Origin of the sequence: Cellulosimicrobium sp. Marseille-Q4280, assembly GCF_943181405.1 — a bacterium.
GTDB lineage: Bacteria > Actinomycetota > Actinomycetes > Actinomycetales > Cellulomonadaceae > Cellulosimicrobium.
This window is the reverse complement of the sequence record NZ_CALPBY010000001.1, coordinates 897,838-924,421: the sequence shown is the minus strand read 5'-3', so window position 1 is coordinate 924,421 and position 26,584 is coordinate 897,838. Positions and strand designations below refer to the sequence as shown.

Genomic DNA, 26,584 nt, shown 5'->3' with positions numbered 1-26,584 from the left:
TCGCGGGTCGACACGGCAGGCGGGCACGCCGCGGGGCGCGGTCAGCCGGGCCGGGCCACACCCGTCTCGTACGCCAGCACCACGGCCTGCACGCGGTCGCGCAGGCCGAGCTTGCCCAGCACGCGGCCGACGTGCGTCTTGACCGTGGCCTCCGAGAGCACGAACTGCTCGGCGATCTCGGCGTTCGTCAGGCCCTCGCCCAGCGCCTCGAACACCTCGAGCTCGCGGGCCGTCAGCTGGGCGAGCCGGGGGTCGTCGCGACCGGTCGCCGCGGTGGCCGGTGCCGCGCCGTCCTCCGGGAGCTGCCCGGAGAACATCTCGAGCATCCGCCGCGTGATGCGCGGGGACATCGCCGCGTCGCCGCTCGCGACGGCGCGGATCGCACCGACGAGCTCGCCCGGCTTCGCGTCCTTGAGGAGGAACCCGCTCGCGCCGGCGCGCAGGGCGGAGAACGCGTACTCGTCGAGGTCGAACGTCGTGAGGATGATGACCCGCGACGACGGCGTCTCGGCGACGATCCGCTCCGTCGCCTCGATGCCGTTGGTCCCGGGCATGCGCACGTCCATGAGCACGACGTCGGGGCGCAGCGCCGACGCCTGCGCGATGCCGGTCGCGCCGTCCCCGGCCTCGCCGACGACCTCGATGTCGTCCTCGGCGGCCAGGATCATGCGGAAGCCCATCCGCAGCAGCGCCTGGTCGTCGACGAGCAGCACGCGGATCGTGCCCCCTGCTGCCGTCCCGTCGTCGTGGCCCACGGCCCCTCCCGTTCCCGTCATCGGTGCTCTCCGTCCAGGCGCAGGCGCGCCACGACCTCCCAGCCGTCGCCGACCGGGCCGGCCGTCACGCTACCCCCGTGCACGGCCGCCCTCTCGCGCATCCCGATGATGCCGCGCCCGGTGCCCACGGGGACGTCGGCAGGGTGGTGCGCGGCCACGGACGGCGGCAGGGCGCGGTCGTCGACGCCGGTGCCCTCGCCGGGCCGCCGACCGGACCGGTTGACGACGCGCAGCTCGAGCCAGTCTCCCTCGCGCGACGCCGTGCGGTCCCAGCGGACGACCTCGACGAGGACGATCGGCGACAGCGGCGCGTACCGGAGCACGTTGGTCAGCGCCTCCTGCACGATGCGGTGCGCGGCCTGACGCACGGTGGGCTCCAGCGCCGGTTGGGCACCCCGGCGGACGAGGCGCACGGGCAGGCCCGCGGTGCGGTAACGCTCGATGATGTCCTCGAGCTCGGTGGGCTCGTGCGTCGGGGCGAGGGGAGCGGACGTGGTCCCCGCGCCGGGCTCGCGCAGCACGCCGAGGACGCGGCGCATGTCGGCGAGCGCCGCGCGCCCGGTCTCGGTGAGCTCGTCCAGGGCGTGGCCCGCGAGCTCGGGGTTCTTGGCGCCGGACGCCTTCGCACCGTCGGCGAGGGCCACCATGACGGTGATGGAGTGCGCGACGACGTCGTGCATCTCGCGCGCGATGCGCGTGCGCTCCGCGGCGACGGCGAGCTGCGCCTGCTGGTCGCGGTCGCGGGCGAGCGAGTTGGCGCGCTCGACGAGGTCGGCGACGTGCTGCCGCCGGGCGCGGACGTTCGAGCCGACGGCCATGGCGATCAGGCACAGAATCGTCGTCACGAGGACGCTCACGACGCGGTCGACCGTCGGCTCGCCGGGTGCCGCGCTCGTCCGCACGAACTCGCCGTCCTCGGTGGTGCTCATGTGGTACCAGAGGAAGGTCGCCGTCGAGATCGGCAGCACCACGGCCGCGAGCGTCGGCCAGGCGACGCGGGGCGACCGTGCCGCTGCGACCGCGTAGAGGGCGAACATCGCGGCGACCTCGTAGCCCGCGGTGTCACCCGTGACGCCGATCGCGGCGGACCCCAGGACGGCGACGGCCAGTGCGACGGTCACCGGGCGCCGGCGCCGCCACAGGAGCGCGGTACCACCGGCGAGGGAGAACGCGAGCACTGCGAGGTCCGAGCCGGCGCCCTCGGGCATGGCGAGCGCGTAGAACAGGCCCGGCACGACGAAGAGCCCCACGACGACCCAGTCCATGACGCGCGGGTGCTGGGCGAAGTAGCGGCGGACGGGCCCGAGGCGACGGGCGTCGAGCTCCGTGAACGGCTGCGGCGCCGGCCGCATGGCGAGCGTGCGCGGAGCGGCCGACGCCGGACGAGCGGTGGGCTCGTCCGGCGTCGGCGGGGTGAGGTGCGGGGTGGTCACGCGTCCCGGCGCTTGAGCACGAAGGCCGCGACGGCGAGGGACAGGACGGCCCACCCGGCCATCGCCCCGGTCGCGGCACCCGGGGAGAGCACCTCGACCATCCCGGCGTCGGCGTCGTTGACCGTCATCATGGCCGTCGCGAGGTTCATCGGGAGGAACTTCTCGACGTCGCGCACCCAGTCCTGGGACAGGAAGCTCGCGACCAGCGGCAGGACGAAGAGGAACGCGACGAGCGTGAAGATGCTGCCGGCGGAGTGGCGCATGATCGTCCCGACCCCGACCGCCAGGAGGGCGACGAGCGCGAGGTAGCCGGCGCACGCGAGGATCACGCGCTGGACGACCGGGTCGCCGAGGTCCGGGACGAGGTCGTTGCCGGACAGCATCGGCGCGGTCGCCACATAGGACAGCGCGATGCCGACGAGCCCCACGACGAAGGTCACGACGCCGATGATCCCGGCCTTGGCCCACAGCGCGGGCAGGCGGGTCGGGACGGCGGCGAGCGTCGAGCGGATCATGCCCGTCGAGTACTCGCCGGTGATGACGAGCGCACCGAGGACCGCGACCGACAGCTGGGCGAAGATGTACCCGAGGACGATCGCCTGGACCGTCGAGATGTTGCCCATCTCCGCGGCCATCTCGGGCGAGTCGGCGGCGAAGTTGAGCGACGCGGCCATCGACAGGCTGAACAGCACCATGACGACGATCGTCGTGCCGATCGTCCACCAGGTGGAGCGCAGGGAGCGGAACTTGATCCACTCGGAGCGCAGCACGTGGCCGAAGCCGAGGCGGTAGGGGGTGGCCCGGGTCGCCGTGGGGCCGGCGGACACTGCTGCGGCGGTCATCGCTGCGCTCCTTCGGGGGTCTGGACGGGTGCGCCCGGCGCGACGCCGGCCGGGACGGAACCCGTGGCGCCGTGCCCGACGTGGATCTGCGCGGACTCGGTCTGGTACTCGACGGAGTCGGCCGTGAGGGCCATGTACGCGTCCTCGAGCGTGGACGCGACGGGAGTGAGCTCGTGGAGCACGAAGCCCTGTGCGGCGGCGAGCTCGCCGATGCCCGCGGCGTCGGCTCCCGAGACGACGAGCAGGCTGGGCTCGTCGCTCGTGACGGTGGAGCCGTCGCGCGTGAGGAGCTCCGCGAGCTGGGTCGCGTGCGGCGTCCGGACGCGGACGGTGCGCTGCTGGGTCCCGTTGACGATGTCGCCCACGGGGGCGTCCGCGATGATGCGGCCCTTGCCGATGACGACGATGTGGTCCGCGGTGACGGCGACCTCGCTCATGAGGTGGCTCGAGAGGAAGACCGTGCGGCCCTCGGACGCGAGGTACTTCGCGAGGTTGCGGACCCACAGGACGCCCTCGGGGTCGAGGCCGTTGACCGGCTCGTCGAGGATGAGCGTCTTCGGGTCGCCGAGCAGAGCCGACGCGATGCCGAGGCGCTGCCCCATGCCGAGCGAGAAGCCGCCGACGCGCTTCTTCGCGACCGACTGCAGGCCCGTCATCTCGATGACCTCGTCGACGCGCTTCGTCGGGATGCCGTGGGTGGCGGCCATCGCGCGGAGGTGGTTGTAGGCGGAGCGCCCGGTGTGGACGGCCTTCGCGTCGAGCAGCGCGCCCACCTCGGTGAGGGGGGAGCGGTGCTGCGCGTAGGGGCGTCCGTTGACAGTGACGGTCCCGGCCGTCGGGCGGTCCAGTCCCATGATCATGCGCATGGTCGTGGACTTGCCGGCGCCGTTCGGGCCGAGGAACCCGGTGACGGTCCCGGGGCGGACGGTGAACGAGATGCCGTCCACCGCCGTCTTGGGCCCGTACCGCTTGGTCAGGCCGCGTGCTTCGATCATGGCTCGCCCTCTCCAGGGTGCTGTGCGGGCCGCGGCCCGCTCGGGTGTGTGTCGTGGGGTCGTCGTCGAGCCTAGGTCCGGTGCCCGACGCCGGTCAGCCACCTTCCGGCGTATGTTCGGCGCCCGGTGGTTCGCCTGGCGTACCCCGTGCGGTGTACGCCGGTCAGGGTGCGTGGTCCTCGTGGGCCACCGGTGGCGACGACGGGATCGTCCGCGGGAACAGTGACCGGGACTCGCACGTTCCGTAGGATGAACGTCAGGCCAGCGACACCCGACTCGAGGCAGGAACGCCGATGACGAGGCCCGCTGCAAGAGTGGACGCCGCGACCAGGAGGAGCTCATGAGCAACCCCGTCTTCAACAACAGCGCGGTCTTCGGTGATCCGAAGAACCAGCGCGGAGGGGCCGCCACCCAGGCGGGGCCCGCGTACGGCACGCCGCCGGCGCAGGGGCAGAACCCCGCCTACGGCACGCCGCCCCAGGCGGGTCAGTGGGGCCAGCACGGCGCGCAGGCCGCCGACGCGGCCACGCTGAACCAGATGTACGACGCGCCGGCCGCCACGACCGCGGACACCAAGCGCCTCACGTACGACGACGTCATCATGAAGACGGGCGGCCTGCTGGCCCTGCTCGTGGTCGTCGGCGCCGCGACGTGGCTGATCGCGCCGGGCCTGTGGCCGATCGGCGCGATCGCCGGCCTCGTGCTCGGTCTCGTCAACGCGTTCAAGCGCAACCCGAGCCCGCTGCTCATCACGCTGTACACCGTCGCCCAGGGTGTGTTCCTCGGTGGCATCAGCGCGTACTACGAGAGCTTCTACGACGGCGTCGTGCCGTCGGCCGTCGTCGCGACGGTCGCGACCTTCGCCGCGGCGCTGTTCCTCTTCCGCTCCGGCAAGGTCCGTGTCACGCCGAAGTTCACGCGCTGGCTGATCATCGCGATGGTCGGCTACCTCGCGTTCTCGCTCGTCAACGTCGTGCTGCTCATGTTCGGCGCGCTCGACGGCTGGGGCCTGCGCGGCGGCACGCTCGGCATCGTCATCAGCCTCTTCGCGGTGGGACTCGCGGCCGCGTCGCTCATCGTCGACTTCGACTCCATCAAGCGCGGCGTCGAGGGCGGCGTGCCGGCCAAGTTCGCGTGGTCGGCCGCGTTCGGCCTGCTCGTGACCCTGATCTGGCTCTACCTCGAGTTCCTGCGCCTGTTCGCCATCCTGCAGAGCAGCGACTGACGGTGGCGCGAGACTCACGCGGACCGGCACCCGCGGCGGAGACCTCTCCGCCGCGGGTGCCGGTCTTTGCCGCCGGCCTGGCCGTCGCCGCGGCGGCGATGCTCGGCGTCCAGGTGCTGTACATGGTCCTGTCCGGCGCGCCGCCCGCGTACCTGCCGTTCGCCGCGCTCCTCGTCCTGCTCAGCGTCCCGACCGCCGGCGCGGCCGTCGCGTGGCTCGGCACGCGGGTCACGAAGGGCGCGACCGACGGTCGGGCCGCGCTCGTCTTCGCCGGACTCGGGCTCGTCGCGGGCGCCCTGTGGGGATCGCTCCTCGCGGGCGGTCTGGCGAACCAGCTCGCCGACGCCGGGGCGCGCGGCGGGGGCGCGCTGATCGCGGGGGCGGCGCTCGTCGTCGGCATCACCGCGGCGGTCGGTGCCGGGCTGGGCCGCCTCACGGCGCGCGAGGCGGCGGGCCGCCCGGTGCTCGTCGTGGGGCTCGTCGTCGCGGTGGTGCTCGTCGCGCTGCTGGGCTTCCTCGGCTGACCCCCGCCCGTCCTGGGCGCGAGATGGGCCCGGTTCTTCACCGAGAACCGGGCCCATCTCATGCCTACGTCCAGGCAGGTGGTGGTGTCAGGCCGGGAGGTGGTGGCGAGAGGCGGCGGAGGCGAAGCCGAGCCACGTGTGGCGGTTGCCCGCCCAGCACCAGCCGACCTTCGGCGCGCCGCGGCGCTCGCGGCCGTCGCGACCCGTGCCGTTGGAGATCCAGATCGCGGGGGTGCGGGTGTCGAGCGTCCCGCCGGGCTTGCGCAGGCGGGAGCCGATCGTCATGTAGCAGTGGTTGCGCGCGACGACGCCCGGCACCTGGAGCGCCCAGTGGATCCCCTCGGCGAGCAGCAGGGGCGTGCGACCGCGGCGCGTGATCTCCGGCAGCGCCTCGTCGGGCGACCAGTTCGCCATCTCGTCGCCGCGCTCGACGGCGGTCACGGCGTACACCGCGCCCTCGGGGATCTCGAGGCCGTCGATCGGGGCGAACCGGTCGACGTCGTCCATGTCGACGACGACGAACCCGTCCTTCTCGCCGCCGCGCACCGGCAGGCGCAGCAGCGGGGCGAGGGCGGACGGCGGTGCGAGCGCCGGGTCGACGACGAGGAGCGAGCCGGGCGGGGCCGTCGTCGCGAGCTCGGCGGCCGCCGTGCGCACGGCGTCGTCCGTCAGCCCGGCGAGCGCGGGGACACCGAGCGCGACGAGCCGTTCGGCCTGGTCGGCGAGCGAGGGCAGGGGCGGGACGGTGTTCGTCGCGGGAACGGCGGTGGTCGCGGGAACGGCGCTGGTCGCGGGAACGGCGGTGGGGGCGGTCGTGGTCACGGAGCACCTCTCGATCGGGGGCAGGCAGACGGGCCAACGTTCTACACCGTACGGAAATTCCCGCCGGAGGGGTGTCCGGGTTGGTGCGGCGTGCGACCGCCCGCTCCGCGCGGTCGGTGAGGCGTCCCGGGATCGGCGATGATCAGAGGATGAGATACGCAGAGCACATCTCCGAGCTCGTCGGCGGCACCCCGCTCGTCAGGCTGACCCGCGTCACGCAAGGGCTGTCGGCGACGATCCTCGCCAAGGTCGAGTACGTGAACCCCGGCGGCTCCGTGAAGGACCGGATCGCCCTCAAGATGGTCGAGGCGGCCGAGGCGTCGGGCGAGCTGAGGCCGGGCGGCACGATCGTCGAGCCGACGTCCGGGAACACCGGGGTCGGGCTCGCGCTCGTCGCGCAGCGCAAGGGCTACGACTGCGTGTTCGTCTGCCCCGACAAGGTGAGCCAGGACAAGCGGGACGTGCTGCGCGCGTACGGGGCGCGCGTCGTCGTGACGCCGACGGCCGTCGCGCCGGACCACCCCGACTCCTACTACTCGGTCTCCGACCGGCTGGTGCAGGAGATCCCGGGCGCCTGGAAGCCGAACCAGTACGCCAACCAGAACGGGCCCCTGTCGCACTACGAGTCCACCGGGCCCGAGATCTGGGCGGACACCGACGGACGCGTGACGCACTTCGTCACGGGCGTGGGTACGGGCGGCACGATCACCGGGACCGGCCGGTACCTCCACGAGGCCTCGGCGGACCGCGGGCCCGACGACGGCGGGCGGGTCCGCGTCGTCGGCGCGGACCCGGCCGGTTCCGTGTACTCGGGCGGGGACGGGCGCCCGTACCTCGTCGAGGGCGTGGGCGAGGACTTCTGGCCCACCGCGTACGACCCCGCGGTGCCCGACGAGGTCATCCCCGTGACCGACGCGGACTCGTTCGCCATGACGCGACGGCTCGCGCGCGAGGAGGGCCTGCTCGTCGGCGGCTCGTGCGGCATGGCGGTCGAGGCGACGCTGCGGCTCGCGCGCCGGCTCCAGGACGAGGACCCCGAGGCCGCGGCGCGCGCGGTGATCGTCGTGCTCCTGCCCGACAGCGGTCGTGGCTACATGTCGAAGATCTTCAACGACGCGTGGATGCGGTCGTACGGCTTCCTGCCCGCCGAGGAGGGTGTCACCGCGGGAGACGTCCTGCGCGCGAAGGACGGTCGCATGCCCGACCTCGTGCACACCCACCCCAACGAGACCGTGCGCGACGCGATCGAGATCCTGCGCGAGTACGGCGTCTCGCAGATGCCGGTCGTCGGCGCGGAGCCGCCCGTGAAGATCGGCGAGGTCGCGGGGTCGGTGAGCGAGCGGGAGCTGCTCGACGCCGTCTTCTCGGGGCGCGCGTCGCTCGCCGACCGCGTGGACAAGCACATGGAGCCGCGGTTCCCGCTCATCGGGGCCGGTGAGGGCGTCGAGGCGATCCGCGAGGCGCTGCACGACGCCGACGCGCTGCTCGTCGTCGAGGACGGCGACCCCGCGGGCGTGCTCACGCGTCACGACCTCCTGGGCTTCCTCGCGACCTGAGCCGCGGCCGAGCACGGGATCATCCACCGCCGAGCACGGGATCTGCGACCGTTTCCGACCGGATCCGGTGGAGAATCCCGTGCTCGGCGGGTGGGCCCGGGTCAGGACGGCCGGGCGAGCCTCTCGAGGCCGGCGAGGATCATCGCGACGTGGGCGGTGAAGCTCGCGTCGAGGTCGTCGGGGAGGCGGAAGCCGCCGCCGAGCTCGAGGTGCACGAAGCCGTGCACGCTCGCCCGCAGCGAGCGGACCGCGTCGATCGTGCGGTCCGGGGGCAGGTCGAAGCCGCGCAGGACCGCGGCGACGACGTGCACGCTGCGTGCCGCGGCCTCGATCAGCGGCGCCGCCGCGGGGTCGTCCGGGTCCGGCGCGACCTGCGACGCCGCGTACCGGCCAGGACGTGACCGCGCGACGTCGCGGATCGCGTGGGCCAGCGCGACGACGGCGTCGGCGCCGGAGAGCCCGACCGTCGCGTCGGTCATCGCCCGCGTGAGGTCCTCGACGCAGACGACCGAGACCTCGCGCCGCAGCTCGGCCAGGGACGCGACGTGCTTGTACAGGCTGGGGGTCGCGACGCCGGCCTGCGCCGCGACCTTCGCGAGCGAGAGGTCGGCGAAGCCGGTCGGCCCGCCGTCGTCGACGAGCCCGAGCGCGATCCGCACCACCGCGTCGCGCGACAGCCCGGCCCTAGCCACGGCCGCCGCTCCGCGCTCCCCGCTCGCCGGTCGCGCGCTCGTCCCGCTCGCCGGTCCCGCGCGCTTCCTGCTCGCCGGTCGCGCGCACGGCCGCCGCGTCCGGCAGCCCGGCCAGGAACGGGAGGACTGCGGCCACGACCTCGTCGGGTGCCTGGAGCTGCGGGTAGTGGCCCACCTCGGGCAGGACGAGCGTCGTCGCCCCGAGGGACGCCTCGGCCCACGCGGCCTCGGCGACCGGGTCGGCATAGTCCGGGTCGAGCGCGCCGAAGATCGCGAGCGCGGGCGCCTGCACGCGCGGGACCCGGGGCTCGACGACGGAGTGGTCGAGCTGGAGGCACAGGTGCCGGAACGAGCGCAACCGGCCGGGTTCGGAGAGGTTCGCGCGGATCGCGGCCTGGTGCGCGGAGAGCCGTGCGGGACGGCGGCCCTTGACGAGCGTCCCGTAGAAGGACGCCCACGCCGCCGCGCCCCACGGTCGCACGAAGAGCGCGCGGTACAGCAGGCGCATCGCGCGCTGCTTCGCGTGCGAGGCCGGCTCGCGCAGGAACCCGTCGAGGAGGACGAGGCCGCGCACGAGGTCCGGCCGCTCGGCCGCGGCGACCACGGCGGCCGAGGCGGCCATCGAGCTCCCCAGCAGGACGGCGGGCCCGGCGTCGAGGTGCTCGACGAGCGCGACGTAGTCCGACGCGGTGGCCTCGTCGCCGTGCGTCGCGAACGTCGTGCCGCTGTCGCCGTGGCCGCGCAGGTCCATCACGACGACGCGGTGACCGGCGTCGACGAGGGCGGGGGCGACGTCGTCGTAGGTCGCGCGGAGGTCGCCCATGCCGGGGACGGCCACGACGAGCGGGCCCGTGCCCTCGTCGGTGTACGCGAGGCGGCCCGCGGGTCGCGACAGGTGGTGGACGACGGGAGACGTCTGGCGCTGTGTCATAGCCAAAAGGCTAATAGCATTAGCCGCGGATGGCAAGGCCTTCCGCCCGAGGGCTCTCGAGCCCTCCCAGGACGCGCCGCGTAAGGTGGACGGGCCGCGTGCGCGCGGCACATCCCAGCTCACCGACGAGAGGCATCCTCGTGACCGACCAGCCCGCCGAGCAGACCGCTCTGCCCTCCGCCTCGGGTTCCTTCGGCGACAAGCCGACCCTGACCTTCCCGGAGTCCGCAGCGCCCGACGGCCTCCAGGTCGTCGTGCTCTCCGAGGGGGACGGTCCCGCCGTGACCTCCGGGCGCAACATCGTCGTCCACTACCTCGGCCAGACGTGGGGCGGCCAGGTGTTCGACAACTCCTACGACCGCGGCGACACCATCGCGTTCCCCATCGGCGTCGGCGCCGTCATCGGTGGCTGGGACAAGGGCCTCGTCGGGCAGAACGTCGGCTCGCGGGTGCTCCTCTCCATCCCGCCGGAGCACGGCTACGGCCAGCGCGGCGTCCCCCAGGCGGGCATCGGCGGCACGGACACGCTCGTGTTCGTGGTCGACGTCGTCGACGTGCAGTGACGCCGTCGGGGAGCGGCCGTCGGGTCGGGTGACCGGTCCGCGGGGCGCGACGCTCAGCGACGCGTGCTGCGGGTGACCGTGAAGCGACGGTCGCGCGCCACCTGGACGGTCGGGCCGACCGCGCGCTCGAGCGCCGGGCGGTGGCGCAGGTGCGAGTTCACCACGCACCAGAGCTCGCCGCCCGGCCGCAGCACCCGGCCCGCCGTCGCGAACATGCGGTGCGCGGCGTCCGTGCGCAGCGCCGCGCCCTCGTGGAACGGCGGGTTGAGCAGCACGACGTCGGCGCTCACGTCCGCGAGGGTCGCGCCCGCGTCGTCCCGCACGACGCGCACCCGGTCGGCCACGCCGTTGGCCCGCGCCGTGAGCGCGGCCGAGCGCACCGCCGCGTCCGAGCGGTCCGCGGCGACGACCTGCGCGGCCGGCCACCGTCGGGCGGCCCAGGTCGCCAGGATCCCCGTCCCGCACCCCAGGTCGACGACGTCGCGCGGCTCGCTCCCGCGGGTGGCCGCTGCGCCCGACGTCGCCCGCGCCGCCGCTCCGCCCGAGCGCTCGTCGCGGACCGCGCCCTCGAGGGCCTCGAGGAGGAACCGCGTGCCCAGGTCGAGGCTCGCGCCGGCGAACGCCGCGCCGTACGCGGCGACCGCGAGACCGACGTCGGGCAGGTCGACCGTGACCGGGTAGGTGAAGGGGGTCCCGGCGTCGGGAGCCCGAGGGGACCGCGCGACGAGGACGCGGGACTTGCCGCGCGCGAGGCTCGCGCGCACGTCGGCGAACGACTCGCCGAGCACGTCGTTCATCGCGGGTGTCATGTGCTTGACGCGCCCGCCCGCGAGCAGGACGACGCCGGGGTCGGCCTCGCGCGCGACGTGCTCCGCGACGTCCCGCAGGGCGGCGAGCCCGCGGGGGAGGCGCAGCAGGACGACGCGCGCGCCCGCGAGCAGCCCCGGACCCGGTGCGTGCTGCTGGTAGGCGCCGAGCCTCCCGGTCGACGCCGCGTTCGCGGCGAGCGCCGCCTCCGCGGTGCACTCGTCCTGGTGTACCCGCACGACGCCGTCCGCGCGTCCCGGCTCGTCCGTCGTCGCGCCCCCGGACGACCCCCGGACCAGAGCCGTGGCACCGAGCGTGAGCGCGCCGAAACGGTCGTCGACGACGGCGACGTCGCCCGCGTCGGCCGCCGCGAGCCACGGCGCCGCCTCGTCGAGCAGCAGGCGGTCTGCGGCGTCGACGGCGACGGGGGAGTCCTCGCGCAGAGGTCCGCCGTCGTCGGTGCGGAGCCGGGCGAGCAGGTCGTCGAGGTCGGGCGTCGTCACGCTCCCAGTCTCCCCGACCGACCGGCGCGCGGTGCCCGCGTGCGCGCGCTAGCCTGCGGTTCTCGGTCCGAGGAGGCCACCATGGACGTCCCGAGGACGCTCGACGAGTCACGTGCCGCCGGCCGCACCCTCCGGGAGCGCGCGCCGCGCCGGGCCCAGGGCGAGCTGGTCCTCCCGGAGCGGGACCCGGTCGCGATCGTCGAGGAGCAGAACCGCGACCGCCTGCAGGAGCTCGTGCCGCTGCGCATCGGACGCATGCTCGAGTCCCCGTTCGCGTACTACCGCGGCACCGCCGCGACCATGGCCCACGACCTGCGCGACGGCCCGCGGACGGGCGTCCACGTCGTCGCGTGCGGCGACGCGCACGTGTCCAACTTCGGCCTGTTCGCCTCGCCGGAGCGGCGCCTCGTGTTCGACCTCAACGACTTCGACGAGGCGTGCGACGCCCCGTGGGAGTGGGACGTCAAGCGCCTCGCCGCCAGCATGTACGTCGGCGGACGGGACAAGGGCATGGCGGAGGCGGAGTGCGCGGACGCGGCACGGCTCGCCGTCCGCGGCTACCGGGAGGCGCTCGCGGAGCTGTTCGCCCGCAGCGCGCTCGACCGGTTCGCCTACCAGGTCGAGACCGACGTGATCGCGCCGACGATGCGCAAGGAGGGGCGGGAAGAGCTGCGCCGCACGGCACGCAAGGCGCGCCGGCGCACGTCCGAGCAGGTGGTGGAGCGGATCACGACGCGCACGGCGGACGGGCGGTCGCGGATCGTCGACCAGCCGCCGGTCACGCAGCACGTCGACCGCGTGTCGCTCGACGAGCTGACGACGATGTTCGAGCAGTACCGCGAGCCGCTGCGTTCCGACCTCCGGCTCCTGCTCGGGCAGTTCACGCTCGTCGACTTCGTGCTGCGCGTGGTGGGAGTGGGCAGCGTCGGCACGCGCTGCTACATCCTGCTCTTCGAGGGGCCCGCGGGGGAGCCGCTCGTCCTCCAGCTGAAGGAGGCCTCGACGTCGGTCCTCGCGCGCTACGGCGGCATGGTCGACGCCCTGCCTGCCGGGTTGAGGCCCGCGCGGGCCGAGCCGTCCCAGGGGCGGCGCGTCGTCGCTGCCCAGCGCATCCTCCAGGCGCACTCCGACCCCTTCCTCGGCTGGACGACCGTCGAGGCGCCGGACCGGACCGGGCGCCCACGCGTCGACTTCTTCTGGCGCCAGTTCCGGGACATGAAGGGTTCCGTCGAGCTGGACCGGCTGGACCCCGCACTCTTCTCGCGGTACGGCGGGCTGTGCGGTCGCGTCCTCGCGCGGGCGCACAGCCAGTCGCCCGGCGCGAGGATGGTGCTCGGCTACCTGGGTCGCTCGGACACGTTCGACGCGTCCGTCGCGCGCTGGGCCCGCGCCTACGCGGACGTCGTCGAGCAGGACTACGCGGCCCTCGAGGCAGCCGTCGCGTCCGGTCGGCTGCCCGCCGAGCGGGGCACGTGACGCCCGGGCGGCGACCCTAGGCTGGGCTGCATGACGGACGACGCCGCACGACCCCTGCCCGCCGGCGAGATCGTGGAGCCTCCGGCGCACCAGCCGCGCGGGACGGCGCGCGTCGCGGTCGAGTACTGCACGCAGTGCCGCTGGCTGCTCCGCGCCGCGTGGGTCGCGCAGGAGCTGCTCCAGACCTTCCGGACCCGGCTCGGCGAGGTCGCGCTCGTGCCCGGGACGGACGGTGTGTTCCGCGTCACGCTCGACGCCGGGGACGGTCCGGTCCTGCTGTGGGACCGGAAGGCCGACGGCGGGTTCCCCGAGATCCCCGACCTCAAGCGCCGCGTGCGGGACGCCGTCGCCCCCGACCTGTCGCTCGGCCACACCGACCGCGCGGCGGGGAGCGCCTGACGGTCGAGAGGACCTGCGGTCTCCGCCCCGCTCGTCGGGTGGGCGGACGTGGCCGACAGGTGGCCGAACCGGCCGCGGTGACGACCTGGCTCAGGCCTTGCGGGACTGCTGCGCGGCGAGCCGCTCCTCCTCGGCGCGGACCTTCTTGAGGACCTCGCGCTCCTGGGCGAGCCACGCGGGCGGGTCCTGGCGCAGCTCGTCGATCTGCTCGGTGGTCAGCGGCTCCGTCAGCCCGCCCCGCGTGAGGCCGGAGATCGAGACGCCGAGACGGCCGGCGACGACGGGCCGGGGGTGCGGGCCGTTGCGACGCAGGTCGGCGAGCCACTCCGGCGGGTTCTTCTCGAGCTCCTCGAGCTGCGCGCGCGTGATCTCCCTCGCCCGGAACTCCTCGGGCGTCGCGGGCAGGTACACCCCGAGCTTCTTGGCCGCCGTGGCGGGCTTCATCGACTGCGCGGAGTGCTTCGGGCTCATGCGCCCAGGGTATGTCCTCCGAGCGGGTCGGGCCGTCCGCCCGGGGGGTGCCGGCCCCCGGTGCCCGGCCCGGCCCGGCCCGGTCCGGTCGCGGGGCGCCGTCGGACCTAGGGTGGTCGGGTGGACGACGACACGGGCGCGACCCCCGAGGACGACAGCGACGCGACCCTCGAGGGCGGCGCGGGCACGACTCCTGGTCACGAGGTCGGCCAGCAGGGCGGACCCCGCTTCCGGCTCGCGTACGTCCCGGGGGCGACCCCGGCGAAGTGGGTCCGCACGTGGCGCGAGCGGCACCCTGACGTACCGCTCGACCTCGTCGCGGCCGACGCCGCCGACGCCGAGCGCGTCCTGCGCGAGGGAGAGGCCGACGCCGCGCTCCTCCGGCCGCCGGTCGACAAGGACGTCCTCGCGGCGATCCCGCTCTACGAGGAGACGTCCGTCGTCGTCGCGTCGCGCGACCACCTGCTCGCCGCGCTGGACCCCGACGAGGCGGTCGCGCTCGGCGACCTCGACGACGACGTCCTGCAGCGCCCGCTCGACGACGTCGTCCCCTGGGCGGGCGAGCCGGGGGCCGCGGACGACGCCCCGTCGCCCCCCGGCGTCGCGGCGGTCGAGCGCCCCGCGACGACGGCCGACGCCGTGGTCCTCGTCGCGGCGGGGGTGGGCGTCCTCGTCGTCCCGCAGTCGCTCGCGCGGCTGCACCACCGCAAGGACGTCGTGCACCGGCGGCTCGACGGCGCGCCGTCCGCGCCCGTCGCGCTCGCCTGGCTGGCGGAGAGGGACGACGACCTCGTCGAGGAGATGGTGGGCATCGTCCGCGGCCGGACCGTCAACAGCTCGCGCGGCCGGTCCCCGGCGCCCGACGCCGCGGCGTCGGGGCGTGCGGCCGAGCCGGGCGGCCCGCGCGGCGAGAAGGGCGGCACGGGCCGGGGTGCCGGCAAGGTCGGCTCGGGCAGGGGACCCGGGAAGGGCGGCAGGAGCGCCGGGACGAGCGGCCTGGGCAAGGGCGGCGGTCCCGGCAAGGGCGCGGGAAAGGGCGGCTCGGGCAAGGGCGCAGGCAAGGGCGGTTCGGGCAAGGCGGGCGGCGGGAAGCGCGGGGGCGCGGGCAGGGCCGGGGTCGCTGAAACCCGGGTCTCGAGGGCGACCGAGGCGCTCTCGTCGAGCGCTGCGCCCAGGCTCGAGCGCTGCGCCCAGGCTCGAGCGCTGCGCCCAAGGAGTGCGTCTCTCGAGCCGGGCGCTCGTCCGTCGACCTCCATAGGCATTGACTTATATAAGTACTCGCTTCTATACTGGAGCGATGGAAGCGTTCGACGTGCTGGGCGACCCCGTCCGCCGCCGCATCCTCGAGCACTTGGCCGAGGGCGAGCGGTCCGCGGGCGAGGTCGTCGCGCTCGTGGGCGCGGAGTTCTCGATCAGCCAGCCTGCCGTCTCCCAGCACCTGCGCGTCCTGCGGACGAGCGGGTTCGCGACCGTCCGTGCCGAGGGGACCAGACGCCTCTACGCGCTCGACCCCGCGCCGCTGGGCGACGTCGAGGACTGGGCCGCCGGCCTCCGGCGCTTCTGGGAGCAGCGGCTCGACGCGCTCGGCACCGAGCTCGCGCGCGGGGCACGCGAACGGCGGCTCGCCGCGGACCGTGCCGCGAGCGGAGGCGGTGACGACACCGCGCGGGGGGCGCGAGCGCCGTCGACCACCGACGAGAAGCACGACACCGACACCACCTGGAGGGCAGGATGAAGGACCTCATCGCCGAGCTGGAGAACGTGCGACGCAGGGTCGGGCGCGGGACGCTCCCCGCGGGGGAGGCGCGCGTCGTCAGCCTCTCGCGGACGTACCCCGCGGCTGTCGACGACGTCTGGGACGCCGTGACGAACCCCGAGCGTCTCCCGCGCTGGTTCCTGCCCGTCACGGGCGACCTGCGCGTCGGGGGCACCTACCAGACGGAGGGCAACGCGGGCGGGGAGATCCGCGTGTGCGACGCGCCGCGTCACCTGCAGCTCACGTGGGTCATGGGCCCGGTGGGCCCCGAGGACTCCTCGATCGTCGACGTGCGTCTCGAGCCGGACGGTGACGGGACGCGGCTCACGCTCGACCACACCGCCGTCACCCCGCCCGAGATGTGGGACCAGTTCGGCCCGGGAGCGGTCGGCGTCGGCTGGGACGGCGCGCTCCTCGGCCTCGGGCTGCACCTTGCCGGCGTCGAGGGGGCGATCGACCCCGAGACCCTCGCGACCGATCCCGCCGTGCGGGCGTTCAACACCGCGAGCAGCGAGTCCTGGGGCGCCGCCCTGGCCGCGGCGGACGGCCTGGACGAGGGGACCGTCGCGGCGCGCGTCGCGGCGACCACCGCGTTCTACGTGCCGCCGCTCGACCCGCAGGAGTAGCACCGCCGGGATCGAGAGGGTCGGGTCCGCCCTCGGTCGTGCGACGACACGCTCGACGTCCGACCGAGGGCTGATGTTCATCCGCTGTTCACCTGTCTACCCTCGACCGGTGAGCTCGCCCGATTCGTCCCGTCCCGCACCCGTCCTCGACCGTGTCCTGCACCCGGACGACACGCCGCCCGACGCCGGCGCTCCCCGCCCGCACGTCACCACCCGGGCGCTCGCGTGGCTGGGTGGCGCGGCGCTCGTCGTGGTCCTGGCCCTGCTGCTGCGCGGTCCGAGCGAGGGCCTGTACGTCGCGCTGACCGCTCGCACGGGCGACCTGCCGTGGACCGGGCTCGTCGCCGAGGGCGGCGTGCTCGTGCTCGTCGCGCTGTGCGGCGTCGTCCTCCTGCGCTCGCGGCACGGCGGCCACGTCGCCGTGGCGACGACGCTCACGGCGGGCGTGGGTGCCGTCCTCGCCTACGGGGCCAGCGAGCTCGTGAAGTCCGTGGTCCGTCAGCCGCGCGGGTGCTGGGAGCTCGTCGAGGTCGCGCACTGCCCGCCGGCGGGGGACTGGTCGTTCCCGAGCAACCACACGGCGATCGCTTTCGCGCTCGCCACGGCGGTCGTCGTCGCGGGAGCGCCGGCCGTACGTCTCCTCGGCGGGCGGACGCCTCGCCACGCGGTCGTCGCGCGACCGATCGACGTCGTGCTGTGGGTCGTGCTCCCCGTCGCGCTCGCCGTCGTGGTGGGCGCGGCGCGCGTCGCGCAGGGTGCGCACTTCCCGCACGACGTCGTCGCGGGCGCGGCGGTCGGGGTGGGCGTCGTGGTCGCGACCACCCTGGTGCTGGCAGGTCCCGGGACGACCGCGGTGCACGCGGCGTGCCGGGTCGACGGCGTCCGGCGCCTGCTCGTCGCGCGACCCTTCTGAGCGCGGGCTGGTCCGCAGGGCCTCAGCGGGGAGCGGTGACGAACACGTCGAAGAGCTCGGGGTTGTGGGCGTGCACGAGCACGCCGAACACCACGAGGTCGAACAGCAGGTGCACGGCAACGACGTACGTGAACGACTTGCTCCACGAGAAGATCCAGCCCTGCACGAGGGCGAACGGGATCGTCAGCAGCGGGCCCCACTCGCGGTAGCCGAGCTCCCACAGGAACGAGACGAACACCGCCGCCTGCAGGAGGTTCGCCGTCCACAGCCCGAAGTGCTGGCGCAGCAGCGCGAAGACGATGCACACGAAGAACAGCTCGTCCCAGATCCCGACGGCGTTCACCCCGACGAACAGCCGCGCGATCTCGGCCCCGCTCGTCACCTCCGGCCAGTTCCGGTACGCCCCCGAGCCGATGAAGTAGAACGGCAGGATGAGGTAGCCCGCGACGACGACCACGGCGAGGTAGACGATCTGGCCGCGCGACCAGCGCCGGCCGGTCGCGACGGGGAACGTGATCGTCCGGTCGTGGAACGCGAACCGCGACAGCGCCCAGGGCACGAGCACCGCGAGCGACAGGGCGACGGTGAAACGCGCCATGCCCGCGTCCGACAGGTCGGCCTCGAGCGAGATGGCCGAGATGATCCCCAGGCCCACGCCGATCAGGGCGAGGTCACGGCCGAGGACACGATCGACGGCCCAGCCGAGCGCGACGCCCAGCACGAGCGGGAGATAGCCGAGCGGGCGCACGTGCACCGCGAAGAGCAGCACCGCGGACAGCGAGACGAGCGCGGCGGCGAGCAGGCGGGCCGGCGAGCCGACGGCCCATGGCGGTAGGGCGGCGTCGGGCACGACGACGGACGGGCCGGGGGAAGACGTCACGTGCACACGGTGCCATGCCCGCGCGGCGGGAGCGCGTCACGACCTGCGCGTGGCAGGACCGTGGGCGACCGGTGGGGCGGTCCGAAGGAGTTCCGTGGGACCGTGGGTCGATGACCGCACCCACCTCCGAGCTCGGCGTCGTCGCCGTCCTGTCCGACGTCCACGGCGTGCTCCCCGTGCTGGACGCCGTGCTCGCGGAGCCCGACGTGCGCGTGGCAGACCTCGTCGTCGTGACCGGTGACCACGCCGCCGGCCCGCAGCCGGTCGAGGTGCTCGACCGCCTCACGTCGCTCGGTGACCGCGCCCTGCTCGTGCGCGGCAACGCGGACCGCGAGCTCGTCTCCTGGGCGCGCGACGGCGCGGGGGAGGTGCCCGACCCGGTCGTGCCGTGGGCGGCGGCGCAGCTCCGGCCGGACCAGGTCGAGCTGCTCGCGGGCCTGCCGCACCCCGTCGAGATCGTCGTGCGCGGGTTCGGGCGCGTCGTGTGCTGCCATGGCACGCCGCGCGACGACGAGGAGGTCGTGCTCGTCGACTCGTCGCTGGAGCGATGGGCCGACGTCCTCGGCGGCCTTGACCCCGCGGTCCGCACCGTGCTCTGCGGGCACACCCACATGCCGTTCGTGCGGCTCGTCGACCGGCGGCTCGTCGTGAACCCGGGGAGCGTCGGCATGCCGTACGGGCGGCCCGGCGGCGCGTGGGCGCTGCTCCACGACGGACAGGTGTCGCTGCGGCACACGAAGGTCGACGTCGACGCGGCCGTCGCCGCGGTGGTAGCCGGCAGCGACTACCCGGGCGTCGGGGAGTGGGCCGAGTACTTCGTCCGGTCGGCGGCGAGCGACGCCGAGGCGCTGCGGGTCTTCGGGCCGCGCGACGGCCGCGGGCCGGCCGGACGAGGGCCCGACTCCGAGGCCCAGGGTCAGAGCTCCTCGTAGACCGCGGGGTCCTGGTCGTTCGTCCGACCGTCGGCGCGCGCGAGGCCTGTGAGGGCGTTCATCTCGTGCGTCGACAGCTCGAAGGAGAAGACGTCGAGGTTCTCCCGCTGGCGCTCGGGCGACGACGCCTTGGGGATCGGCACGACGCCCAGCTGGACGTGCCAGCGCAGGACGACCTGCACCGGGGAGACCCCGTGGGCCGCCGCGACCGCGGTGACGACCGGGTCGGAGAGGAGCTCGCCCGCCCGCCCGATCGGGCTCCACGCCTCCGTGACGACACCCCGCTCGGCGTCGGCGTGGCGCTGGTCGTGCTGCGGGAAGTAGGGGTGCAGCTCGACCTGGTTCACGACGGGTGTCACGCCCGTCGCCGCAATGACCGTGTCCAGGTGGTCGGGCAGGAAGTTGGAGACACCGACGTGGCGGACCAGCCCGCGCTCGCGGCACGCGACGAGCGCCTCGTACGCCTCGACGTAGCGCCCGACGCCGGGGTTCGGCCAGTGGACCAGGTAGAGGTCGAGGTGATCGAGTCCCGTACGGAACAGCGACTCCTCGACGGTGCGGACGGCGTCGTCGTAGGCGTGGTACCGCCCGGGCAGCTTCGACGTCACGAGCACCTCGTCGCGCGGCACCGACGACTGCCGTACGGCCGCGCCCACCGCGCCCTCGTTCTCGTAGCTGAACGCCGAGTCGATGAGCCGGTACCCCGCCTCGATCGCCCGCACGACCGTCTCGGCCCCACCCGACCCCCGCAGCGAGTACGTCCCGAAGCCGATCGCGGGGAGGGTCGTGCCGTCCTGGGACGTGAGTCGGGGGAGGGAGGTCATGCTCTCCATCTACGCACGCCCCGGACGCACCGGCACGCGCAATGGAACCCTCGGTGGCGCTGCCCCGTCGGCGTACCGACACACCGTCCTCGCGCAGTCGTACGCTCTCCCCATGGTGGTGCTGTGCGGCCCTTCTCGTCGCGAGGTCGAACGGTGGTGGACGGCGCTGGTGCGCGGCGGCGTGAGCCGCGAGGAGGTGCATCGCTGGGCGGATCCGTACGTCATGGCCGATTCCCCTGTCGAGGCGCAGCCTCTCGTCATGACGGCGCTCCTGCACCTGCACGGCTTCGACCTGACGCGGGACCCGGACGACCCACGACTGATCCGCCACGGAGGGCCGGGCGAGCACGTCCACGAGTTCGAGTACATCCGTTCGACCTTCGACGGGTGGCTCGACGAGTGCCGGGAGCACGATGCAGACCCCGTCGCATGGTCGGCGGCCGTGCGCGAACGGGTCCGGCGCCTGGTGGTTCAGGGTGACTGACGGCCCCAGTGACGACCGTGACCGGCGGGCGGTCGAGACGATCATCGGCGTCGCCCTGCCGCGCGCATGGCCTCGAGGAGCCTGGCCCGCCGGCACGCGGGTCCGTGTCGTGCACGACCGGGCGTGGCACGGACCGTGGCTCCAGGAGTTCTCCGGCACCGTCAGCGCGATGGCGGCACCGGTGCCGATCAGAAACCCGCGCGCGGAAGCCGGCGAGCTGGAGTACTGGGTCGAGTTCGACCAGCCCCAGCGAGACGCCGACGGCGACGGGCCGTACCGCAAGGCACTCATCTGGGCCCGCTATCTCGTTGCCGACGAGGACCGGACCCGGCCGCGGCGTCTCCCGACGGCATGAGGACGGCCCTCGACCGGGTGGTCGAGGGCCGTCAGAGCGGGGAGACGATCAGGCGGCGTCGGGGAACGGGACGCCCGTCGTGGCGTGGCAGCGGTAGCCGTTCGGGTTCTTGTCGAGGTACTGCTGGTGGTAGTCCTCGGCGTAGTAGAACGGACCGGCCTCGGACGCGGGGCGCCTCTCCGTCGTGATCGGGTCGTAGCCCTTCGCCTCGAGGACCTTGCCGTAGCGCTCGGCCGTCTCGCGGACCGCGGCCTCCTGCTCGGGCGTCGTCCAGTACACCGCGGACCGGTACTGCGTGCCGACGTCGTTGCCCTGGCGGTAGCCCTGCGTCGGGTCGTGGCGCTCCCAGAAGATCTTGAGGAGCTCCTCCTCGGAGACCTTCGTCGGGTCGTACGCCACGAGCGCCGTCTCGGTGTGGCCCGTACGGGCGCTGCACGCCTCCTCGTAGGTGGGGTTCGGCGTCGTGCCGCCCATGTACCCGACGGCGGTGCTCACGACGCCCGGGACCTGCCAGAAGATCTCCTCGGCACCCCAGAAGCAGCCCATCGCGAGGTAGAGCACGCGCGTGCCCTCGGGCCAGGGGCCGGTGATCGACGTGCCGAGCACCGTGTGCGGGCGCGGGGTCTGCAGGACGGGGGACTGACGCCCGGGGAGCGTGTCCTCCGGGGCGACCATCGTCGTCTTGCCGGACGAGCCGAAGATCGCGTCGAAGATCGAGTTCATCGCTTACCTCCTGAAGGGACCGGGACGACCGGGGCGCTGGCCCACGACGCATCGTCCTGGCACGGGGTAGAACGCGGCGCGGCCGGAGTGTGTTCCTGCCCCGGGCACGCGCCTGGGCGCTCCGCCGAGGGTCTCACGGGACGATCGCGTCGATGTAGCCGCCGTCGACGCGCACGGCCGCACCCGTCGTCGCGGACGCGAGCGGCGACGCCAGGTACGCGACCATGTGCGCGATCTCCTCGGGCTCGATGAGCCGCTGGAGCAGCGACTGGGGCCGGTGCTCGCGCATGAAGACGCGCTGCGCCTCGTCCCAGGGCAGGTCGTCGCCGACGAGGCTCCGGGCGAACGTCTCGACGCCGCCCGTGTGCGTCGGGCCGGCGAGCACGCTGTTCACCGTCACGCCCGTCCCCGCAGCGGCCTTGGCGAACCCGCGCGAGACGCCGAGCAGCGCCGTCTTCGTCACGCCGTAGTGGATCATCTCCGCCGGGATCACGACCGCCGAGTCGCTCCCGATGAACTGCACGCGACCCCAGCCGCGGTCGATCATCCCCGGCAGGTAGGCGCGCGTGAGGCGCACGCCCGCGAGGACGTTCACCTCGAGGTAGCGCCGCCACGTGGCGTCGTCGATCTCCAGCGGGTCCGCGCTCTCGAAGATGCCGAGGTTGTTCACGAGCACGTCGACGCGCGGCACCGCCTCGAGCACCGCCGCGGTGCCCTGGTCGGTGGCGAGGTCGGCCGCGACGCCGAGGACCTGCGCGCCCGGCACGTGCTCGCGCACGTCCTCCGCGGCGCGCTGCGACGTCTCCTCCGACCGCCCGTTGACGACGACGCTCGCCCCGCACCGCGCGAGGGTCCGGGCGATCGCCAGCCCGATGCCCTGCGCCGAGCCGGTGACGAGCGCCGTCCTGCCGTCGAGGTCGATCCTCATCCGTGCCTCCGTCCGCGTCGCGGGCACCACCGGTCGCGGCCGGTCGCTGCCCTGGTGCTCCCACCGTGCCGCGCGCCGTCGGGCCGCGCCACCGCGGGCCGTGACCGTGGCGGGCTCGGGCCGCGACCGTAGTCTGGGACGGTGAGCACCTCGAGCGAGCACCCCGACTGGACCACGACCGGCTTCTCCACCCGCGCCATCCACGCGGGCCAGGACCCGGACCCGACGACGGGCGCCGTCGTCCCGCCCATCCACCAGGTCTCCACGTACAAGCAGGACGGTGTGGGCGGCCTGCGCGGCGGGTACGAGTACTCGCGCTCCGCGAACCCGACGCGCACGGCGCTCGAGGAGGCACTCGCGGCCGCGGAGTCCGGAGGGCTGGGCCCGACGGCGGACGGGTCGCCTGCCGCGCGCGGCTTCGCCTTCGCGTCCGGCCTCGCCGCGGAGGACACCCTCCTGCGCGCCGTGCTGCGCCCGGGGGACCACGTCGTGTTCCCGAACGACGCGTACGGCGGTACGTACCGGCTCGTCCACCGCGTGTTCGGCCCCTGGGGGATCGAGCACACCCCGGTCGACCTCACGGACCTGGCGAACCTCGACGCGGTGCGCGCCGCCGTCCGACCCGGGTCGACCAAGGTCGTGTGGGTCGAGACGCCGACGAACCCGCTGCTCGGGATCTCGGACGTCTCGGCGCTCGCGGAGATCGCTCACGAGGCGGGCGCGCTGCTCGTCGTCGACAACACGTTCGCGACGCCGTACCTCCAGCAGCCGCTCGCGCTCGGCGCGGACGTCGTCGTGCACTCGACGACGAAGTACGTCGGCGGGCACTCGGACGTGGTGGGGGGAGCGCTCGTCGTCGCGGCGAGCGCCCAGCTCCCCGGCGGCCTCGCGTCGCCCGCGGGCGGGACCGACGTCGCGGGCGCGGTGGGCTTCCACCAGAACGCGTCCGGCGCCGTCGCGGGACCGTTCGACGCGTGGCTCACGCTCCGCGGGCTCAAGACGCTCGCGGTGCGCATGGACCGGCACCAGGCCAACGCCGCGGCCGTCGCGGCGTTCCTCGAGCAGCACCCGGCCGTGACGCAGGTGATCTACCCGGGTCTCGCGTCCCACCCGGGCCACGAGGTCGCGGCCCGCCAGATGAGCGGGTTCGGCGGCATGGTGTCGTTCCGCGTTGGCACCGAGGCGAAGGCGCTCGACGTGTGCGGGCGCACGCAGGTCTTCACGCTCGCGGAGTCGCTGGGCGGGGTCGAGTCGCTCGTCGAGCACCCGGGGCGCATGACCCACGGCTCGGTCGCCGGCACGGCGCTCGAGGTGCCGGACGACCTGGTGCGCCTGTCCGTCGGTATCGAGGACGTCGAGGACCTCATCGCCGACCTCGACCGCGCGCTGTCGTGACGCACACCGCCGGACGAGGCAGATCCGGCGGACGCGTGGTGCCGGTACGCGCGACCGGGTGCCCGCTCGCCTAGTGTTGCGCTGTGAGCGCGCAGACCGACCGGCCGGACCAGCACGAGCAGACCGCAGACCCCTCCCCGCTCCCGCCGGGTCGACCCGGTGCGGCGGCGGTGCCGGACTCGGTGCGCGCGGCCGCCGCCTGGTCGTGGCGGCTGCTGCTCATCGGCGCGCTCGTCGCCGCGACCCTGTGGGTCGTCACGCAGCTCAAGGTGATCGTCGTGCCGATCGCCGTCGCGCTCCTGCTCACGGTGCTGCTCACCCCCGTGCAGCGGTTCTGCCAGCGCCGGCTCGGCATGTCGCGCGGGCTGGCGTCGGGCGTCGCGCTCCTCGGGCTGCTGCTCGTCGTCGCGGGGCTCGTGACGCTCGCCGGGCAGCAGATCGTCAGCGGCTTCCAGGAGCTGCGCGACCAAGCGGTCGAGGGGTTCCAGCAGTTCACCGCCTGGCTCGCCGACGGCCCGCTGAAGCTCGACTCGGTGACGCTCGACTCCTACCTCGACCAGGCGCAGTCCGCCCTCTCCGAGAACCAGAGCAGCATCGTGTCCGGCGCCCTGGGCGCCGCCACCACGGTCGGCCACGTGCTCGCGGGCGCGCTCATCGCGCTGTTCTGCACGTTCTTCTTCCTGCTCGACGGCCGGACCATCTGGTCCTGGGCCGTCGGGCTCCTCCCGCTCCGGTCGCGCGACCGCGTGCACCAGGCGGGGCGCCGGGGCATCATCACGCTGTCCGCCTACACCCGGACCCAGATCCTCGTGGCCGCGGTCGACGCCGTCGGTATCGGCATCGGTGCGGCGTTCTTCGTGCCGTCCCTCGCGCTGCCGCTGGCCATCCTCGTGTTCGTCGGCTCGTTCATCCCGATCGTCGGTGCGATCGTCACCGGCTCGATCGCGGTGCTCGTCGTCCTCGTGGCGCAGGGCTGGCCGCAGGCGCTGATCATGCTCGCGATCGTCCTGCTCGTGCAGCAGATCGAGGGACACATCCTCCAGCCGTTCCTCATGGGGCACGCGGTCTCGCTGCACCCGGTCGCGGTCCTGCTCGTCGTCGCGGCGGGCAGCTTCGCGGCGGGCATCCTCGGGGCCCTGTTCGCGGTCCCGATCGCCGCCGTCCTCAACACCGTGGTCCTCTACCTGCACGGGCACGACAAGTTCCCCGAGCTCGGGACCGACGACCGCGTCGTCGTCCGGGGGAGCCCGCAGCCCCCGGTCGTCACGCGCGCGGAGGCCGATCTCGACGAGCCCACCCGCCGGACGTGGGTGGGACGCCGCCGCGCCGCGCCGGGCCAGGAGGACTCTCCCGTCGCGAGCACCGAGGACGCCGGCGACGGCCCGTCCGCATGAGCGGTCCCGACCACGTCACGCTCGCCAACGTCCGGGACGCGGCCCGCCTGCTCGACGGCGTCGCGACGGTCACGCCCGTGCAGACGTCGCGCGCCATCAGCGAGGCGGCCGGCGTCCGCGTGCTGCTCAAGTGCGAGAACCTGCAGCGCGCGGGGTCGTTCAAGGTCCGCGGCGCGTACGTGCGCATGGCCCGGCTCTCGGCCGACGAGAAGGCGCGCGGCGTCGTCGCGGCGAGCGCGGGGAACCACGCGCAGGGCGTCGCGTTCGCCGCCGGCCTGCTGGGCATCCGCGCCGTCGTGTACATGCCGGTCGACGCCGCCCTGCCCAAGGTCGCGGCGACCCGCCAGTACGGGGCGGAGGTCCGGCTCGTGGGGGAGGACGTCGACGCGACGCTCGCCGCGGCGCGGGCCGAGGCGGAGCGCACGGGTGCGGTGCTCATCCACCCGTTCGACCACCCCGACGTCGTCGCCGGGCAGGGCACGATCGCGCTCGAGATCCTCGAGCAGGTGCCCGACGTGCGGACCGTCGTCGCGCCGCTCGGCGGCGGCGGGCTCGTCGCGGGGCTCGCGGCGACGTTCGCGGAGGCCGCCCCGCACGTGCGTGTCGTCGGCGTGCAGGCCGCCCGCGCCGCGGCCTACCCGGCGTCGCTCGCCGCCGGCGAGCCCACGACGTCGCGGGTCGCCGCGACCATGGCCGACGGAATCGCGGTCGGCACGCCGGGCGCCGTCCCGTTCGAGATCCTCGCCCGTCACGGCGTCGAGGTGCGCACCGTCACCGAGGAGGAGATCTCCCGCTCGCTGCTCATGGTGGCCGAGCGCGCGAAGCTCCTCGTCGAGCCGGCCGGGGCGGCAGGCGTGGCCGCTCTGCTCGCGGCGTCGCGCGCGCTCGACGTCGCCGACCCGACCGCGGGTGCTGCGCCCCTGGAGGGGCCGGTCGTCGTGGTCCTCTCCGGCGGGAACGTCGACCCGCTCGTCCTGCTGCGCGTCGTGCGCCACGGCCTCGCCGCAGCGGGCCGGTACATCCAGCTCCAGGTGCTGCTCGACGACCGGCCCGGCGCGCTCGCCGGGTTGCTCGAGATCATCTCCTCCCTGCGCGGGAACGTCATGCACATCGACCACGACCGCACGGACGTCGGGCTCGCGATCGGGGAGGCGTGGGTGCGCATGCAGGTCGAGACGAAGGGTCCCGAGCACTGCGACGAGCTCGTCGCGCGGCTGCGCGCCGAGGGCTACCGCGTCGAGCGGTCGGAGCGGACGTCGCCCGGCTGACCTCGCGACCTGGCGAGACGCGACTCGTGGTCGCTCCGGCACGCTCGACGACGACCACTACTCGCATCTCGCTTGGCCGGACGGGAGCCAC

General features: G+C 74.3%; 28 protein-coding genes and 1 pseudogene. 16 read left to right on the top strand and 13 right to left on the bottom strand.

Annotated features, from left to right (window positions below; genetic code table 11):
* Window positions 1-41: 41 nt before the first annotated feature.
* The 4 genes from NFS20_RS04090 to NFS20_RS04075 are packed head-to-tail and all read right to left on the bottom strand — an operon-like array spanning window position 42 to window position 4,046.
* Window positions 42-776 (bottom strand): response regulator, encoded by a 735-nt coding sequence (locus NFS20_RS04090; RefSeq protein ID WP_251150439.1) that lies wholly within the window; start codon window positions 774-776, stop codon window positions 42-44.
* On the bottom strand, window positions 773-2,209 hold the full coding sequence (locus NFS20_RS04085) for a sensor histidine kinase (RefSeq protein ID WP_251150438.1): 1,437 nt from the start codon (window positions 2,207-2,209) through the stop codon (window positions 773-775). The genes NFS20_RS04090 and NFS20_RS04085 overlap by 4 nt, the downstream gene beginning before the upstream one ends.
* Complete coding sequence (locus tag NFS20_RS04080; RefSeq protein WP_251150437.1) at window positions 2,206-3,051, bottom strand: ABC transporter permease; 846 nt, start codon at window positions 3,049-3,051, stop codon at window positions 2,206-2,208. The genes NFS20_RS04085 and NFS20_RS04080 overlap by 4 nt, the downstream gene beginning before the upstream one ends.
* Window positions 3,048-4,046, bottom strand: a complete 999-nt coding sequence (locus NFS20_RS04075; RefSeq protein ID WP_251150436.1) for an ABC transporter ATP-binding protein — start codon at window positions 4,044-4,046, stop codon at window positions 3,048-3,050. The genes NFS20_RS04080 and NFS20_RS04075 overlap by 4 nt, the downstream gene beginning before the upstream one ends.
* 340 nt (window positions 4,047-4,386) lie before the next feature.
* Between NFS20_RS04075 and NFS20_RS04070 the strand changes: the two genes are divergently transcribed.
* Window positions 4,387-5,271, top strand: a complete 885-nt coding sequence (locus NFS20_RS04070; protein WP_251150435.1) for a Bax inhibitor-1/YccA family protein — start codon at window positions 4,387-4,389, stop codon at window positions 5,269-5,271.
* A 56-nt stretch (window positions 5,272-5,327) separates the two neighbouring features.
* Entirely contained in the window at window positions 5,328-5,795 is a 468-nt protein-coding gene (locus NFS20_RS04065) for a hypothetical protein (protein ID WP_251150434.1), read from the top strand.
* Between the two features lie 87 nt (window positions 5,796-5,882).
* On the opposite strand, the gene NFS20_RS04060 is transcribed toward NFS20_RS04065, so the two are convergent.
* A complete protein-coding gene (locus NFS20_RS04060; protein ID WP_251150433.1) occupies window positions 5,883-6,617 on the bottom strand; it encodes a DUF5701 family protein in 735 nt (244 codons plus the stop codon).
* Between the two features lie 149 nt (window positions 6,618-6,766).
* Here NFS20_RS04060 and NFS20_RS04055 point away from each other — a divergent pair, with 149 nt between their 5' ends.
* On the top strand, window positions 6,767-8,173 hold the full coding sequence (locus NFS20_RS04055; RefSeq protein WP_251150432.1) for a cystathionine beta-synthase: 1,407 nt from the start codon (window positions 6,767-6,769) through the stop codon (window positions 8,171-8,173).
* A 101-nt stretch (window positions 8,174-8,274) separates the two neighbouring features.
* On the opposite strand, the gene NFS20_RS04050 is transcribed toward NFS20_RS04055, so the two are convergent.
* Both NFS20_RS04050 and NFS20_RS04045 read right to left on the bottom strand, forming a co-directional pair.
* Window positions 8,275-8,865 (bottom strand): TetR/AcrR family transcriptional regulator, encoded by a 591-nt coding sequence (locus NFS20_RS04050; RefSeq protein ID WP_251150431.1) that lies wholly within the window; start codon window positions 8,863-8,865, stop codon window positions 8,275-8,277.
* On the bottom strand, window positions 8,858-9,796 hold the full coding sequence (locus tag NFS20_RS04045) for an alpha/beta fold hydrolase (protein ID WP_251150430.1): 939 nt from the start codon (window positions 9,794-9,796) through the stop codon (window positions 8,858-8,860). The genes NFS20_RS04050 and NFS20_RS04045 overlap by 8 nt, the downstream gene beginning before the upstream one ends.
* A 140-nt stretch (window positions 9,797-9,936) precedes the next feature.
* Here NFS20_RS04045 and NFS20_RS04040 point away from each other — a divergent pair, with 140 nt between their 5' ends.
* Window positions 9,937-10,359 carry an FKBP-type peptidyl-prolyl cis-trans isomerase gene (locus NFS20_RS04040; RefSeq protein WP_251150429.1) on the top strand — a complete coding sequence of 141 codons (423 nt, stop codon included), beginning with the start codon at window positions 9,937-9,939 and terminating at the stop codon, window positions 10,357-10,359.
* 53 nt (window positions 10,360-10,412) lie between these two features.
* On the opposite strand, the gene NFS20_RS04035 is transcribed toward NFS20_RS04040, so the two are convergent.
* A complete protein-coding gene (locus tag NFS20_RS04035; RefSeq protein ID WP_251150428.1) occupies window positions 10,413-11,669 on the bottom strand; it encodes a class I SAM-dependent methyltransferase in 1,257 nt (418 codons plus the stop codon).
* A gap of 81 nt (window positions 11,670-11,750) precedes the next feature.
* Between NFS20_RS04035 and NFS20_RS04030 the strand changes: the two genes are divergently transcribed.
* Together NFS20_RS04030 and NFS20_RS04025 are read left to right on the top strand one after the other, a co-directional pair.
* Window positions 11,751-13,145: a DUF2252 domain-containing protein gene (locus tag NFS20_RS04030; RefSeq protein ID WP_251150427.1), complete on the top strand. Its 1,395-nt coding sequence runs from the start codon at window positions 11,751-11,753 to the stop codon at window positions 13,143-13,145.
* Between the two features lie 30 nt (window positions 13,146-13,175).
* Window positions 13,176-13,544 (top strand): Rdx family protein, encoded by a 369-nt coding sequence (locus NFS20_RS04025; protein WP_251150426.1) that lies wholly within the window; start codon window positions 13,176-13,178, stop codon window positions 13,542-13,544.
* Between the two features lie 90 nt (window positions 13,545-13,634).
* On the opposite strand, the gene NFS20_RS04020 is transcribed toward NFS20_RS04025, so the two are convergent.
* Window positions 13,635-14,015, bottom strand: coding sequence for a DUF5997 family protein (locus NFS20_RS04020; RefSeq protein ID WP_251150605.1), 381 nt, complete (start codon window positions 14,013-14,015; stop codon window positions 13,635-13,637).
* Window positions 14,016-14,135: 120 nt separating this feature from the next.
* Here NFS20_RS04020 and NFS20_RS04015 point away from each other — a divergent pair.
* From NFS20_RS04015 to NFS20_RS04000, 4 genes and pseudogenes are all read left to right on the top strand, one after another.
* Window positions 14,136-14,774, top strand: a pseudogene (locus tag NFS20_RS04015) (substrate-binding domain-containing protein); the annotation flags it as partial.
* 538 nt (window positions 14,775-15,312) lie between these two features.
* On the top strand, window positions 15,313-15,750 hold the full coding sequence (locus NFS20_RS04010; RefSeq protein ID WP_251150425.1) for an ArsR/SmtB family transcription factor: 438 nt from the start codon (window positions 15,313-15,315) through the stop codon (window positions 15,748-15,750).
* Window positions 15,747-16,397, top strand: a complete 651-nt coding sequence (locus NFS20_RS04005) for an SRPBCC family protein (RefSeq protein ID WP_251150424.1) — start codon at window positions 15,747-15,749, stop codon at window positions 16,395-16,397. The genes NFS20_RS04010 and NFS20_RS04005 overlap by 4 nt, the downstream gene beginning before the upstream one ends.
* Window positions 16,398-16,506: 109 nt before the next feature.
* Window positions 16,507-17,310 carry a phosphatase PAP2 family protein gene (locus tag NFS20_RS04000; protein ID WP_251150423.1) on the top strand — a complete coding sequence of 268 codons (804 nt, stop codon included), beginning with the start codon at window positions 16,507-16,509 and terminating at the stop codon, window positions 17,308-17,310.
* 22 nt (window positions 17,311-17,332) lie between these two features.
* Here NFS20_RS04000 and NFS20_RS03995 read toward each other — a convergent pair whose 3' ends face one another.
* Entirely contained in the window at window positions 17,333-18,160 is an 828-nt protein-coding gene (locus NFS20_RS03995) for a CPBP family intramembrane glutamic endopeptidase (protein WP_251150604.1), read from the bottom strand.
* 140 nt (window positions 18,161-18,300) lie between these two features.
* Between NFS20_RS03995 and NFS20_RS03990 the strand changes: the two genes are divergently transcribed.
* The gene (locus tag NFS20_RS03990; protein WP_251150422.1) at window positions 18,301-19,122 is read left to right on the top strand and encodes a metallophosphoesterase family protein; all 822 of its coding nucleotides are present in this window, start codon (window positions 18,301-18,303) and stop codon (window positions 19,120-19,122) included.
* Here NFS20_RS03990 and NFS20_RS03985 read toward each other — a convergent pair.
* The gene (locus NFS20_RS03985) at window positions 19,107-19,946 is read right to left on the bottom strand and encodes an aldo/keto reductase (RefSeq protein ID WP_251150421.1); all 840 of its coding nucleotides are present in this window, start codon (window positions 19,944-19,946) and stop codon (window positions 19,107-19,109) included. The two genes, NFS20_RS03990 and NFS20_RS03985, sit on opposite strands and share 16 nt — an antisense overlap.
* Before the next feature lie 223 nt (window positions 19,947-20,169).
* On the opposite strand from NFS20_RS03985, the gene NFS20_RS03980 reads away from it, so the two are divergent.
* A complete protein-coding gene (locus NFS20_RS03980; RefSeq protein WP_251150420.1) occupies window positions 20,170-20,430 on the top strand; it encodes a hypothetical protein in 261 nt (86 codons plus the stop codon).
* Window positions 20,423-20,785, top strand: coding sequence for a hypothetical protein (locus NFS20_RS03975; RefSeq protein WP_251150419.1), 363 nt, complete (start codon window positions 20,423-20,425; stop codon window positions 20,783-20,785). The genes NFS20_RS03980 and NFS20_RS03975 overlap by 8 nt, the downstream gene beginning before the upstream one ends.
* A 48-nt stretch (window positions 20,786-20,833) precedes the next feature.
* On the opposite strand, the gene msrA is transcribed toward NFS20_RS03975, so the two are convergent.
* Both msrA and NFS20_RS03965 read right to left on the bottom strand, forming a co-directional pair.
* Complete coding sequence (gene msrA, locus NFS20_RS03970; protein WP_251150418.1) at window positions 20,834-21,508, bottom strand: peptide-methionine (S)-S-oxide reductase MsrA; 675 nt, start codon at window positions 21,506-21,508, stop codon at window positions 20,834-20,836.
* Between the two features lie 133 nt (window positions 21,509-21,641).
* Entirely contained in the window at window positions 21,642-22,436 is a 795-nt protein-coding gene (locus NFS20_RS03965; protein WP_251150417.1) for an SDR family NAD(P)-dependent oxidoreductase, read from the bottom strand.
* 141 nt (window positions 22,437-22,577) lie between these two features.
* On the opposite strand from NFS20_RS03965, the gene NFS20_RS03960 reads away from it, so the two are divergent.
* The 3 genes from NFS20_RS03960 (at window position 22,578) to ilvA (ending at window position 26,493) form a co-directional block, all read left to right on the top strand.
* Window positions 22,578-23,831, top strand: coding sequence for a cystathionine gamma-synthase (locus tag NFS20_RS03960; protein ID WP_251150416.1), 1,254 nt, complete (start codon window positions 22,578-22,580; stop codon window positions 23,829-23,831).
* 83 nt (window positions 23,832-23,914) lie between these two features.
* Window positions 23,915-25,225 carry an AI-2E family transporter gene (locus tag NFS20_RS03955; protein WP_463104867.1) on the top strand — a complete coding sequence of 437 codons (1,311 nt, stop codon included), beginning with the start codon at window positions 23,915-23,917 and terminating at the stop codon, window positions 25,223-25,225.
* Window positions 25,222-26,493 carry a threonine ammonia-lyase gene (gene ilvA / locus NFS20_RS03950; RefSeq protein WP_251150415.1) on the top strand — a complete coding sequence of 424 codons (1,272 nt, stop codon included), beginning with the start codon at window positions 25,222-25,224 and terminating at the stop codon, window positions 26,491-26,493. The genes NFS20_RS03955 and ilvA overlap by 4 nt, the downstream gene beginning before the upstream one ends.
* The last annotated feature ends 91 nt before the right edge of the window (window positions 26,494-26,584 follow it).